This is a genomic window from Ktedonospora formicarum (genome assembly GCF_016587355.1).
In the GTDB taxonomy this organism is placed as follows: domain Bacteria; phylum Chloroflexota; class Ktedonobacteria; order Ktedonobacterales; family Ktedonobacteraceae; genus Ktedonobacter; species Ktedonobacter formicarum.
In genome coordinates, this window is record NZ_BNJF01000002.1 from 994,562 (window position 1) to 1,006,547 (window position 11,986).

Below are 11,986 nucleotides of genomic sequence, written 5' to 3' on the forward strand. Positions count from 1 at the left end.
CAGTATGTCTTCGGTAGCGATTTTAGGCGCAGGTTGTAGTGGTCTGGCTGCGGCGCATATCCTGCGTGATAAAGGTTGGAGCGTGACTCTGTTTGAGCGAGAACATGAAGTTGGTGGACGAGCCACTACGCTCGCTCGCGAAGGCTTTAAGTACGATTATGGAGCACAATATATCAAGCGTGGCTCGCCTGAGAGCGTCGCCTGGATTACTGAGCGTTTTCGTGCTTCCGATTTGCTTGATATCGTAAAGCCAGTGTGGACATTTGATGGAAAAGGGAGCATTCAGGAAGGCGATTCAGCGCAAAACGCGGAAGAGAAGTGGAACTATCGCTCAGGTCTAGTGATGCTAACGAAGCGAATGGCAGAGAGCCTGGATGTGCATCTCTCAACTCCTATTGAGCTTGCGCGTCATGATGAGCATGGCTGGAACCTTGTAGGCGAGCAGGGGCAGAATATTGGTACCTTTGATCGTCTCTTGTTGACTCTCCCTCTTCCTCAGGTCTGTGAGTTTTTGGGCAAGAGCCATTTTGAGCCGGAGGTGTGTGGGGCGGTGAGAACGGTACTGGGAACGTCAATGTATCGTCCTCTGCTCTCGATTATGTTGGGCTATCGTCCCACGCCGCGCACGCGTCCATATTATGCGTTGGTGAATAGCGATAAACGGCACGCTATCTCATGGCTCGCCTGGGAGCATGAGAAGTCGCTTGAGCGAGTTCCTGAGGGGGCGGGATTGCTGATCGCGCAGATGGCGCCGGCGTATAGTGCCGAAGCCTGGGGACGCGCTGACGCGAAACTGATCGATGATTGTACCGGGCGTGTCTCGCGTTTACTGGACGAAGATCTGTCCTCACCTTATTTTAGCGACGTCCAGCGCTGGCAATTTGCTCTTCCATCTGTTCTGGTCGATGACGCACCATTGCTTGATCTGACTCTTCCTCTAGGTTTAGCGCTATGCGGAGACGGCTTTGTGGGTGGACGCGTTCACCTGGCGTTGGAGCATGGTATGCGGGTAGCGCGACGTATGGCTGATGAGGCGTAGCGATGTATGGAATGCTAGATAGAAGTCGATACTGAGCTTTATCCAGGTCTCACATTATCTGGCTAGCCTTGAAATGGCTTTGCCCTGTTTTGGGGTGCGCTGGCGTCGTAGGGTGAGGAGAGTGCAAATGAAAGCATATTTATGGAAACTGTTGATTTGTGCGCAGACTCTACTTGCTCTGCGCGTCATCTTGCGTCTGTTGTATACCTCGAAAGGTGTACGTATTGAGAGCCAGGATGCTGAGCATGCAGTAGATGAATGTGTAACAATACTGGTACCTGTCCTAAACGAATATAAACGCCTGACTTTTTGCCTGGAGGGTTTACTGGCGCAGGGGCGCGAGGTCGCAGAGATCATAGTCATCGATGGTGGTTCGATTGATGGTACGCGTGAGCTTGTCGCCAGCTTCGCGCACCGTGATGTTCGTTTGCGTCTGGTAGATGCCAGCCCTATTCCCTCTGGCTGGAATGGGAAGGTTTGGGGCCTACAAGTAGGTTGGCAGGCGATTTGGGACCAACCTGACTGGGTGTTGACTATCGATGCCGATGTGCGACCTCGACCCCTGCTTGTTAGCTCCATGCTTGGTTTTGCCCGTAAAGAACATCTGGATGCGCTAAGTGTAGCAACGCGGCAGGAGCTAGGTAGTGCGGGTGAGGGCTTGCTCCACCCCAGCCTGTTGACGACACTGGTGTATCGCTTTGGAGCGCCCGGCAGGTGTTTTCGGGACGTCGATGAGGTGCAGGCTAATGGTCAATGTTTCCTCTTTAGACGAGAGGTGCTGGAAGTAAGTGATGGTTTTAGTGTAAATGAGACATGCCATTCACTGAGCGAGGATGTTACTCTTGCGCGACTTATGGTTCGGGCAGGACATGCCATAGGCTTCTATGAGACGGATGATCTGGTATCTGTACGTATGTATGACGACTGGCGCGAGATGTGGAAGAACTGGACGCGCTCACTTTCTCTCTCTGATCATCAGTCTCCACAGCAGAGCCTGCTAAGCTGGCTGGAGGTCACATTAGTGCAGGCGCTACCTCTGCCTCTGCTCATCACTCTGCTCCTGGTGCGCGTCCGCTCTCGGCTTGCCCTGGCGTTGAATGGAATACTGGCTGCGATGCGTCTGGGTGTCCTTATTGGGACTGCGCGTGCCTATCCATTACGTCCCTGGTCCTACTGGTTCTCGCCCTTATGTGATCTACCAGTAGCGTTCCAACTTGCTCGGATGGCTCTGCGCCGTGAACATATCTGGCGGGGACGCAAGGTAGTACGAAAGGGCTCGGTATGAAGTCACAGTGGTGGCCCTTAGCACGCTCACCCAGGTGTGGTATTATGCTCGGTGTGCTTCCCCGAATGCGGATATGGCAAGCATCGTGGGGAGAGAAGCGTGCTGCCTGGATCGCAAATAGTATTCGCGCTATTTCGCATCGTGTTGTTAAAATAGGTGCCTTGCTCATTGTAAGTCTGGGTGTATACGTTCGGGTTGAGGGGCTTGACCATGTGCCAGCACATGGTCCTCTGCTTATCGTAGCCCGGCACTATCATCATCTCTATGATGGTAGTATTTTGCTGCGTACCCTGAGTCGTCGCCTGCGTATCTTTGTCGCGCTGGATTGGGTTGGGAGCCGATGGCAGCGCATGTTAATAGAGCAAGCTTGTGCCGCATTGACATGGCCTGTGATCCTGCGTGGCGAGCGCTTACGACGTCGGGATGCTGTTCTTCAGTATAAAGCTGATGAAGTGAGGAGTTATCTCAGGCGCGCCATGCAAAATTCAGTAATGTTGCTATGCCAACAGGAGGCGTTGCTTATCTTCCCCGAGGCCTATCCTAATATCGATCCGAGCCAAATGCAAAAGCTAATGGAGAGGGCTTTCTTCCCTTCCACACAGGTTTTGCGCGTCTGATTGAACTGGCTGAGCGAGATAAGCAGACACGTGTTGCGGTTATCCCCGCTGGTTTTTTTTACAAACGAGGAAGGAGACGCTGGCATGTGACGATGCGTTTTGGCGTGCTGCTCTACCGATCTGAGTATGAGAGCGCTGCCTCGCTAGTTCAGGCTATCGAACAACAGGTTCGTACACTCTCACAAGCACCATCAAAGCCAATCTAAATGTAGGTGCAGAGCTTCAGCCTGCCCTGTCTCCTTCCCACTTATGCATCTGTCTCTTGTGGAGGACTGAAGGATAGAGTTGTGAATTTGGCGCTCACCTTTAGCGGGCGCCAGCACTTATTTTTTTTGTGTAAGTGGGTGAAACCTGACTTCCTGTGACTCGTAGAAGTGCTCGATAGATTGTGACAATTCCTGACGCAGCATAAAGTTACTGCGGTGCCATTGGTTATCGATGAGTAGGGACGGAGTGGTCAGGTCCTTACGCATCGAGAGCAGTTTGAGTACCATTTCAGGTCCATCGATTTTGAAGGCGGGGAGCTGATAGGTCGCTACAATTTTGGATTGATCCTTCCAGATGTTTGTAATGATTTTACTGATATCGGGAAAGTTGAAGCGCTGTTGCATGGGAATGTGCTGCCGGGCGCGGTGCCAGGAGATGTTTACGCGTGGCGCGCCAGTTAGAAGTCGCATTAGAAGCTGAGAGCTCAGGTCCAGGTTACGCCAGAGTGCCTGAATATGCAAGATTGAAAACATACTGGCATCCTGGTATTCGCCACTATTGGGATCGCTCAGATTGGTTTGCATTTCTTGCTCAGTCGCGTTTAGGCGTATAAGGGAGAGATGGTAATTATACAGGGTGGATTTTAATTGCAAGAGCATTTGCGTGAACGGGCGAAAGACGCTCTCAAATGGTGTTTCGGATGATACCTTGGCGAAGATGACTGGCTCAGTATATGCGACATCATACATTTCAATGGGTGTAACCTTATCAGGGAGATGTGATTGCTCCTCGCAGATAGCCGCACTTGCTACAGATCCCATCAGCAGGGGGATTCCAGCATTGAGCATTTCTGCTCCCTCATAGATGCAAAGCGTGCTCGCGCATGCCAGGCGTGCGCTCAACTCCGCGTATGTGCTACTACAGTCTTGTAATCTTTGTTTTAGTGTGGAATTGAACTGCATATATGCCTCTCGATATTCGTATGTCGTGAACACTTGCCAGAAGAGCAGAATCTAGGGTTACAGTTAGAATATATAAGGCGAGCCAAGGTGAGGCGTAATCTAGTAGTCAGGAATTGAAAGGATATTGGTGAGTTTATGCAACTAGTTTGTGAATCAACGCGCATAGAAGATTATTTGGATGAAGACGAAGTTGTTGACTATTCCCATCCTCTCATTCAGGCGGAAGTGCGAGACCTGAGTGCGGGGACTGAGTCAGAGATAGAGCGTATACATAGGACATTCGAGTTCGTTCGCGATATGATTACCCATTCATGGGATGCCCAGAATCCGCGCGTCACTTGCAATGCTTCAGAGGTCCTTGAGCATAGAACTGGCATATGTTATGCCAAGTCTCATCTGCTAGCCGCCTTGTTACGTGCTCAAGGCATCCCAGTTGGTATCTGCTATCAAAGATTGACTCTGGGTGAGACGCCGGAGAGCGGCTACGCGCTCCATGCGCTCAATGCTGCCTATATTTCCTCTTTAAATCGCTGGGTGAGAATTGATGCCAGGGGCAATAAGCCAGGCGTACAGGCGGAGTTCTCCCTGGACCAGGAATGCCTGGCTTTTATAGTGCGTCCTGAACTCGATGAAATCGATTATCCGACTATTTTTGCTCATCCGCAATCTGTGGTTGTCGATGTGCTTCGGCGGTATAGAAACAGCCTGACCATGTATCAATTTGCTTTACCTGAAAGGCTATAGCTCCAGGCTATAGTTGGCAGGATTTGCAATTTTGGTGCCACTGTGCTACATTCCGGTACCATAGGACATTGTAGGCATCCAGGGAAGAATCTCTCTTCTGGACATAATGGGAAGCGAGTTGCAGCAATTTGAAGAGCCTGCGTGGTAAATGGTGGCAATTAGTTGTCAGTCTGTGTATTCTGGCCGTCATGGTTACTATTCTCGGCTGGGTGCTCTATATGCCCTGGAGTCGAACTCAGCAGGCCATGATAACTGGCAATGTAACACCTGGACCGTGGATTAGCGGCCTCCCAACTCCAACGCCAACCACGCGTACGACGCCTACCCCTACCCCTTCAGTTACCACCATTCCTAATATGCCCATTAAGGTCTATTGTGAAGTGACCCGCGTCGAGGCAATTGATCGCCGTCCCCAGTATGACAATACAGACTACTTTATTTATGCTACTCTGCTAACGCAGCAGAGTGGTCTGCTTTACACGCGTACCAAGCAGGTCATTCGCTTTCAGTGGGTTCCTGGGACAACTCCTATCGCTCTTGGTAACACTGGCGACCTGCGTCCAGGTGCGATTCTTCAGTTGGAAGGCGAGATGACACCCGCGCTCCTCATACATGCCGATCAGATCGTTGTGCTTTCCGGGCATGTTACTGTTGTGGAACCAACGCCCATACCTTGAGCCGATGCAATCTTATTTCAAGTAAGGAGAGCTTTGCGATGGAGGATCTTACAGCACAACTTACCGACGCGACCCGCTTGATTGATCGCTGGCTGGCGTATAAGGTTTATGCTAACCGTCTTCCAGGCCTTTCTGTTGGTCTCATTTATCGGGATCAGGTTTTGCTCAGCAAGGGCTATGGATACGCTGACCTGGCGCGTAAGGTGGTGACTCAGGATACAACCTGTTACCGTATTGCGTCCTTCTCCAAGATTTTCACGGCGCTCGCCATTATGCAACTCTTCGAGCAAGGAAAACTACATCTTGATGATCCCGTGTCGCGCTACCTGCCATGGTGTGTCTCTGAGAGTCAGCCCCAAATTGGGCACATTACGATTCGGCAACTTCTTAGCCATACCTCCGGTCTAGATCGCGATGGCGATACTCCGCATTGGAACACGTTTGATTTTCCCTCCCTGGTTCAGATTCAGCAGCATATCAAAGAGGGGGCACTGATCTTCGATCCGGCTGAGCAATGGAAATATTCCAACTTCGGTTATACCTTACTCGGCGAAGTTGTGAAAGCTGTAGCGGGAAGCAGCTATGAGCACTACGTTACCACATCTATCATCAAGCGACTTGGTCTGACGCATACCGCCCCGGAATTGACCAATGCCATTACTGAGCGTCTGGCTGTGGGCTATAGCCGCGATTTGCCCGGACAGGGGCGCGAACCCTTCCCCTCTATCGACGCGCGTGTCATGGCATCCGCGACCGGCTTCTCTTCCAATGTTTCCGATTTTTGCCAGTTTATGATGGCACATCTCGATGGTGATCCGCGCCTCCTTAAGGATGAGACGAAACGTGAAATGCGTCGTATTCAGTGGTTGCGCGAGGGAAGCAATACCGATTGGTGTCTGGGTTATGAAACCTGGAAAATTAACACCCAACGCATTTATGGGCATGGTGGCAGCTATCAGGGCTACCGCTCCCGCTTCGGCATCGATCCGCAGCGTGGCCTTGGCCTCGTCATCTTTGTCAACGCCATGGATGCCTCTGCTAAAGCCCTGGCAGATGGCGCGTTTCACATTCTCGACGAAGTAATTACCCATTACGACAAGTATGGCACGCTTGCCACATCGCTCGCGCCTGAGCGCTATGAGAGCTATTTCCGCAGCATTTGGGGTGATCTTGCGACTTCGCTCATCAATGGTGGCCCTGTTTTCTACGATCCCTCTCTGGATACACCATCCAGCGATTTCTCATGCCTTAAACATCTTCAGGACGATACCTTTACTATTGTGAGTGGCGACTCCTTTGGCAATGTTGGCGAACCAGCACACTTTGAGATTGATGAGCAAGGTTTACCACTCTCTTTTAGTGTTGGACCTGAGCGCAGCGCTCACCTTACCATTTAAATCCATTTCAAATAGCTAGCATTTCTAATTAGCCAGGGGCGGCATCCACCATAACGCGGGTGCCGCCCCTCTTGCTGAAACAATCTGTTTATAAATACCCTCTAAACGGAGTAGAAAGCGTCATAAAAGCCTGGCTTCGGGGTGCCATGCATCTCCGTATTGTCGGGAAAAGGAACATGGTAGTATCATGGTACAGCATGTCTCACACCTTGAGAAAAACCTACAAGATAAGATAGAAAAACCTCTATTAAGAGGATGGTCCCATGCCCTCGGGGCTATTGCGTCGGTTGCCCTTACTGTTACACTTTGCTGGCTTAGTCGCGAGGATGGGCCTCGCCTCTGGTCCATGCTTATCTTTGGGCTGAGCATGGTAGAGCTCTACACAGTGAGCGCTATCTATCATATTGGCACCTGGCAGCCTGCCACTCGTAAGGTTCTGCGCTCGCTCGATCATTCAAACATCTTTGTGCTCATCGCAGGCACCTATACGCCGCTCTGCTTCAATATCCTCAACGGCTGGGTGCGTATCGCCTTGCTCGCTACTATCTGGACGCTGGCGTTAGTAGGGCTGGCTTTGACCATCTTCCCCTATACGTTGCGCCTGCCCCGATGGGTGAGCACCGCGATTTATATCCTCATGGGCTGGGTCGCGGTCCTGGCTTTTCCGGCCTTTATTAGTGCCGCGTCCTGGCAATTTGCCTTGGCGCTTATCTCTGGCGGATTAGCTTATACCATAGGCGCGGTGGTGTATGCCTTGAAGCGCCCTAATCCCTTTCCACGCGTTTTTGGCTTTCATGAGATCTTCCACCTGTTTGTGATCGCAGGTAGTATCATCTTTGTTTTCTGCGTTTGGAAGTGGGCGCTACCCTTTCCTCGCCAGTAGTCTGGCTAGAGCCCTCTAAAGGTCTGTGGTACCAGGAGGCGTGCCCGCTCGCGAGCGACAAGGGCGTGAATAGGCGTTTGTCCACGCACCTCACCGTCGAGGGTCGCGTCTTGCCTGGTGTCGGGAGTCCTGATAGAGAGCGTTCGAGCCTTGACATGATGGATGCCTGGAATATCGGTCAGGGCCGCTGATAGTAGTTGCGGATGCTGCGCGTGCCAGCTGGCATCCGTTGCTTCGCGCTCTGCCTGCCGTCCGAAGAAACGTAAGACCCTGAGCATGACCTGGCTTATATCGGCATCCTCAATGATAACGATGTCCAGGAGGCGGTCATCAAGCTTTACGCCAGGAATTGATGCCTCAAGCGGTCCCCAGAAGATAGGAGCGTTGGCAGCCGTAATCTGGACACATTTGCCTCTATAGGTCACTGGCTGGTCGCTAATGCTCTGCTTGCCTTCATCTGTACGTGTAAGCAGACCTTCAAGTGTAATTTCACATTCGATATGTTTATAGTTGCGTAAAGCTTCCACGACCGCCATCGGATATGTCATAGAACCATACTGTTCGCGCATATTTTTATCGGTCGCCAGACGCGCGAACTGGACGTTGAGGCCTACAGTCAAGGCGTGTGCGAAATACATAGCGCGTGCTGCCGGGATATGGACAAGTGATTCGCCGTCTGGTTGCGCGGTATGAGGGGCTTGTTCAGCCGGGCGTGCCTGCCCCAGATCCATGTCGAATTGTTTTCCACGCGCGATTGTCTTGACAGCCCCAGAAATATCTTGGGGAATCTGAAGCGTCCGGGCAACGTCGTTTGCGGTCCCCAGTGGCAAAATGCCTACTGGTAATTTTTCTTCCGCTGTATGCGCGATTGCTCCACCAACCAGGCCATCTCCACCTGCTGCCACCACCAGTTCTATGCCTTGCTCGTGCCAGTTCGCGCCTTGGGCTGACTGACCGTCAAGTTCAGCAATCGAGATGGAGTCGACAATCTCGATGCCACTGGCCTGAAGCTGCTCTAACGCTTGACTTAATTGCTCGGATCGGCCAGAACGCGGGCTATGAATGACAAGCGCTTTGTGTCGTGCAAATGTGCTTTCGTTTTCCATATCAATTATCTCTTTATGCGGCTCTAAATACGATATGAAACCTATTCTAAGCAGAGTATAGCGCACGGCAAGGGAGCCTGGCAAACGCATGGCGAGCATATGTTGCCAGTGCCTGATTATCTAGACGTAAATGAGGCTCGATAAAAAGAGAGTGGAACTTTTCCGACCTCTTTTGCATTATATAAGATGACGGGGTTAAGAAAAACTCGACCATTTATTATATAAACCAAGACCCTTTATGCTAATGTGAAATAAATAATGGAGAAGCATATGCATAAAAGCAGATTGAAGAAGATTGTGTCCATAATTGTATGTTTTAGCTGCCTATGCCTATTCGCGGCGTGTGGTAGTAGCGGCGGGATAGACACAACAGCTAGCGGTACACCAACTGATACCACTTCGGCTTCGGTAACTACAACAGCTAGCACCAGTAGCAGTGGTGATACAGCCACTTCATCTGAGCCGCTGACCTCGATCCGTATGGTCACAAGTACACAAGGTTGGGCACTTACTAAAGATAAAGTTCTCAAGACAACCGATGGCGGTCAGCACTGGATGAGCATGACCTCGCAAAATGCTCCTTCTTACGCTCAGGCGAAGGGCACCTTTATCGATATGAACAATGCCTGGATCGTCAGCGCTCAGCAAACTGAGAATAAGGTTACTATTCAGCATACAACCGATGGCGGGCAGACGTGGCAGGCAACATCGCTCAATGTGAGTGATCCAGCAGGTGTGGATATGCTTCACTTGATTAGTACCGACGGCTGGCTTGAGGTCACTGCCTCGCCGGGCGCGGGTAGTCAGGGCGCCTACATTTTCCGTACCAACGATGGTGGTCAGACTTGGAAGCAAATTTCACAGTCTGGTAGTGATGGTGGTATTGGCAATGGTGGCTTTAAGTCGGGCATCTCATTCATGAATGCCAAAACCGGCTTTGCTACGACCCGGAGCACTACTGGACAGCCGAGTGATCCAGGCCTCTACAGGACCAGTGATAGTGGCGCGAACTGGGAGAAACGGAGCCTGACGCCTCCAACTGGCCTGACTGTTGAGCAAATGGGTACGACTCCTCCGGTTTTCTTCGGTAACACTGGCATCTTACCAGTCTATATAGTTGACTCGAAGGGACAGCAGCGCTTTGTCCTCTACCGCTCAACCGATAGCGGCGCGAATTGGACTAGCATGAAGGTTGGTGATTTTGAGGGAGATAGCGTGTATGTCCTTGACCCGACTCATGCCTGGGTCTCCGATAATAATAGTGGCAAACTCTACTACACCAGCGATGGGGGAACGACCTGGACCGCATCTCAATCACAGACTGGCAAGGTCAACGAAATGAGCTTTATCGACGCCAGCAATGGCTGGGCCACGACTGACGGCAAGCTGCTTCATACCAGCGATGGCGGTCAGACCTGGACTAGCGTCAACTATACTATCCAGTAGCAAACATAAAGAGAGGATCAGTTTTAGAAAATGCTGATCCTCTTCTATTTCTCATCAGGCCCAAGATTTTATATGTATGCGCAGAGCTTTAGCCTGCACAGAACTTGAGACCGTGTGGATTAATGCTGAGCGTTATCCCATTCCTGCTGAATGTTCTGGTAGAAGGCTTTACGGCTGCCATCAAGTGCGGCTCTGACCCTGTGGCTAGATTGGTCTGAGAGCACCTCCTCGCTGTCATTACGGATGCCTTCAATGATGTTGGCGGCGACATCCACCGGACTAGCCTTAGGAGCATTAATTTTTGTTGTCATGTCGGTATCTATGTAGCCAGCGAAGGCACCTATCACGCGTGTTCCTTGCGCGCGTAGCTCGACACGAATACCCTCAGTCAATGATAATGCAGCGTATTTGGAGCCACTATATGATCCGAGAGATGGTGACGTAAACCAACTCAGAACAGAGAGCATATTGACGAGAGCTCCTCCCCCATTTTTCTTGAGGATTGGGGCAAATGCTTGGGCCATAGCGAGGGGGCCGAAATAATTTGTTTCCATCTCCTGGCGTGCTCCATGCAGCGATGAAGCCCCTGCATATGAAGCGAAGGATGCAACACCGGCGTTATTCACCAGGATGGTGACATCCTGGCATGCCTGAGCGGCAGCGGCGACTTCCTGCTCATTCGTAATGTCGAGCTTGATTGGGTGGAGGCGAGGATCTGCAGACTCAATTGGGGTGCGGCTCCCGACATAGACTTTGCGTGCTCCGGCTGCGAGAAAAGCCTCGACAAGTGCTTTTCCCAGTCCACGATTACCACCAGTGACGAGTACTATCGAATCTTTAATTTCCATTGTTATTATCCTTTATGAAGTAGTTGGCACGAATAATGTTGGAATAAGCATTCCAACATTATAGTAAAAAAAATTAACGGAAGACCATTAGGGCAGTCTTTGCCATGTCCTCTAGCACACGTCGATCCTGACCTCCACGTGCCAGGGCGCGAATGCTGACCAGGGATCCCATTAAGAAATGCGCGAATTGATGTGGCTCATGAGTCCAGGCGAATTCGCCTGCGACCTGTGCTTTGATAAGGAGACGGTAAAACCCTTCTTCTATATCTTGAAGCGCTTTTTGCACAAAATCTTTAACCTCTGGATCTTGTGGAGCCATTTCTATGGTTGCATTGACGAGAAAGCAGCCGCGACGATTTGGATCATTAAGCAAATCTTGAATACAGGCTTGAAAAAAGCGCTCAAGAAAGGCCGGAAGAGACTCCGTTGGTTCTCGAAGCTCTTCGATATTCTTGTCGTATTTTGCGCAATATCGTTTCAGAGCAGCAAGATATAATTCATGCTTGCCACCGAAGGTATCATACAAACTGCCGCGCCCCAGGCCCGTGCACTGTACAAGATCTTCAATGGAAGATGCCTCATAACCTTGTTTCCAGAACAGGCCCATGGCTTTATCAAGTACCAGCTCTGGTTGAAACGATTTCTTTCCTGCCATTGTATAGTTGCAATACCCTTTCTCTTTCACTAGTATATATTATCTTGGAACGATTAGTCAAGGAATAATGAGACTAAATTCCAGGTCTGCAGCCTTGCCTGCAATAGGTCTTCAGGCGCA

General features: G+C 50.9%; 12 protein-coding genes. 8 read left to right on the top strand and 4 right to left on the bottom strand.

The window, feature by feature from the left end; genetic code table 11:
• The first annotated feature begins 4 nt into the window (after window positions 1-4).
• The 3 genes from K3T82_RS23115 (at window position 5) to K3T82_RS23125 (ending at window position 2,941) form a co-directional block, all read left to right on the top strand.
• A complete protein-coding gene (locus tag K3T82_RS23115; RefSeq protein WP_220195915.1) occupies window positions 5-1,039 on the top strand; it encodes an NAD(P)/FAD-dependent oxidoreductase in 1,035 nt (344 codons plus the stop codon).
• Between the two features lie 127 nt (window positions 1,040-1,166).
• Window positions 1,167-2,324: a glycosyltransferase family 2 protein gene (locus K3T82_RS23120; protein ID WP_220195916.1), complete on the top strand. Its 1,158-nt coding sequence runs from the start codon at window positions 1,167-1,169 to the stop codon at window positions 2,322-2,324.
• Window positions 2,321-2,941 carry a lysophospholipid acyltransferase family protein gene (locus K3T82_RS23125; RefSeq protein WP_220195917.1) on the top strand — a complete coding sequence of 207 codons (621 nt, stop codon included), beginning with the start codon at window positions 2,321-2,323 and terminating at the stop codon, window positions 2,939-2,941. The genes K3T82_RS23120 and K3T82_RS23125 overlap by 4 nt, the downstream gene beginning before the upstream one ends.
• A gap of 323 nt (window positions 2,942-3,264) precedes the next feature.
• Here K3T82_RS23125 and K3T82_RS23130 read toward each other — a convergent pair whose 3' ends face one another.
• Complete coding sequence (locus K3T82_RS23130; RefSeq protein ID WP_220195918.1) at window positions 3,265-4,110, bottom strand: hypothetical protein; 846 nt, start codon at window positions 4,108-4,110, stop codon at window positions 3,265-3,267.
• 135 nt (window positions 4,111-4,245) lie between these two features.
• On the opposite strand from K3T82_RS23130, the gene K3T82_RS23135 reads away from it, so the two are divergent.
• The 4 genes from K3T82_RS23135 to trhA all read left to right on the top strand — a co-directional run bounded on the left by K3T82_RS23135 (window position 4,246) and on the right by trhA (window position 7,811).
• The gene (locus K3T82_RS23135) at window positions 4,246-4,854 is read left to right on the top strand and encodes a transglutaminase-like domain-containing protein (RefSeq protein WP_220195919.1); all 609 of its coding nucleotides are present in this window, start codon (window positions 4,246-4,248) and stop codon (window positions 4,852-4,854) included.
• 128 nt (window positions 4,855-4,982) lie between these two features.
• On the top strand, window positions 4,983-5,531 hold the full coding sequence (locus K3T82_RS23140; RefSeq protein WP_220195920.1) for a hypothetical protein: 549 nt from the start codon (window positions 4,983-4,985) through the stop codon (window positions 5,529-5,531).
• Window positions 5,532-5,569: 38 nt separating this feature from the next.
• Window positions 5,570-6,928: a serine hydrolase domain-containing protein gene (locus K3T82_RS23145; protein WP_220195921.1), complete on the top strand. Its 1,359-nt coding sequence runs from the start codon at window positions 5,570-5,572 to the stop codon at window positions 6,926-6,928.
• Window positions 6,929-7,115: 187 nt separating this feature from the next.
• Window positions 7,116-7,811 (top strand): PAQR family membrane homeostasis protein TrhA, encoded by a 696-nt coding sequence (gene trhA, locus K3T82_RS23150; protein WP_220195922.1) that lies wholly within the window; start codon window positions 7,116-7,118, stop codon window positions 7,809-7,811.
• 5 nt (window positions 7,812-7,816) lie between these two features.
• Here trhA and K3T82_RS23155 read toward each other — a convergent pair whose 3' ends face one another.
• Entirely contained in the window at window positions 7,817-8,917 is a 1,101-nt protein-coding gene (locus tag K3T82_RS23155) for a diacylglycerol/lipid kinase family protein (protein ID WP_220195923.1), read from the bottom strand.
• Between the two features lie 270 nt (window positions 8,918-9,187).
• Between K3T82_RS23155 and K3T82_RS23160 the strand changes: the two genes are divergently transcribed.
• Window positions 9,188-10,363 carry a YCF48-related protein gene (locus K3T82_RS23160; protein ID WP_220195924.1) on the top strand — a complete coding sequence of 392 codons (1,176 nt, stop codon included), beginning with the start codon at window positions 9,188-9,190 and terminating at the stop codon, window positions 10,361-10,363.
• A gap of 119 nt (window positions 10,364-10,482) precedes the next feature.
• On the opposite strand, the gene K3T82_RS23165 is transcribed toward K3T82_RS23160, so the two are convergent.
• Entirely contained in the window at window positions 10,483-11,211 is a 729-nt protein-coding gene (locus tag K3T82_RS23165) for an SDR family oxidoreductase (RefSeq protein WP_220195925.1), read from the bottom strand.
• Window positions 11,212-11,284: 73 nt separating this feature from the next.
• On the bottom strand, window positions 11,285-11,866 hold the full coding sequence (locus K3T82_RS23170; protein WP_220195926.1) for a TetR/AcrR family transcriptional regulator: 582 nt from the start codon (window positions 11,864-11,866) through the stop codon (window positions 11,285-11,287).
• Between the last annotated feature and the right edge of the window lie 120 nt (window positions 11,867-11,986).

Excerpts from the sequence above, each read along its gene's own strand:
- K3T82_RS23115 (WP_220195915.1), top strand. The coding sequence starts at position 5 with ATGTCTTCGGTAGCGATTTTAGGCGCAGGTTGTAGTGGTCTGGCTGCG.
- K3T82_RS23120 (WP_220195916.1), top strand. The coding sequence starts at position 1,167 with ATGAAAGCATATTTATGGAAACTGTTGATTTGTGCGCAGACTCTACTT.
- K3T82_RS23125 (WP_220195917.1), top strand. The coding sequence starts at position 2,321 with ATGAAGTCACAGTGGTGGCCCTTAGCACGCTCACCCAGGTGTGGTATT.
- K3T82_RS23130 (WP_220195918.1), bottom strand. The coding sequence starts at position 4,110 with ATGCAGTTCAATTCCACACTAAAACAAAGATTACAAGACTGTAGTAGC.
- K3T82_RS23135 (WP_220195919.1), top strand. The coding sequence starts at position 4,246 with ATGCAACTAGTTTGTGAATCAACGCGCATAGAAGATTATTTGGATGAA.
- K3T82_RS23145 (WP_220195921.1), top strand. The coding sequence starts at position 5,570 with ATGGAGGATCTTACAGCACAACTTACCGACGCGACCCGCTTGATTGAT.
- trhA (WP_220195922.1), top strand. The coding sequence starts at position 7,116 with ATGGTACAGCATGTCTCACACCTTGAGAAAAACCTACAAGATAAGATA.
- K3T82_RS23155 (WP_220195923.1), bottom strand. The coding sequence starts at position 8,917 with ATGGAAAACGAAAGCACATTTGCACGACACAAAGCGCTTGTCATTCAT.
- K3T82_RS23160 (WP_220195924.1), top strand. The coding sequence starts at position 9,188 with ATGCATAAAAGCAGATTGAAGAAGATTGTGTCCATAATTGTATGTTTT.
- K3T82_RS23165 (WP_220195925.1), bottom strand. The coding sequence starts at position 11,211 with ATGGAAATTAAAGATTCGATAGTACTCGTCACTGGTGGTAATCGTGGA.
- K3T82_RS23170 (WP_220195926.1), bottom strand. The coding sequence starts at position 11,866 with ATGGCAGGAAAGAAATCGTTTCAACCAGAGCTGGTACTTGATAAAGCC.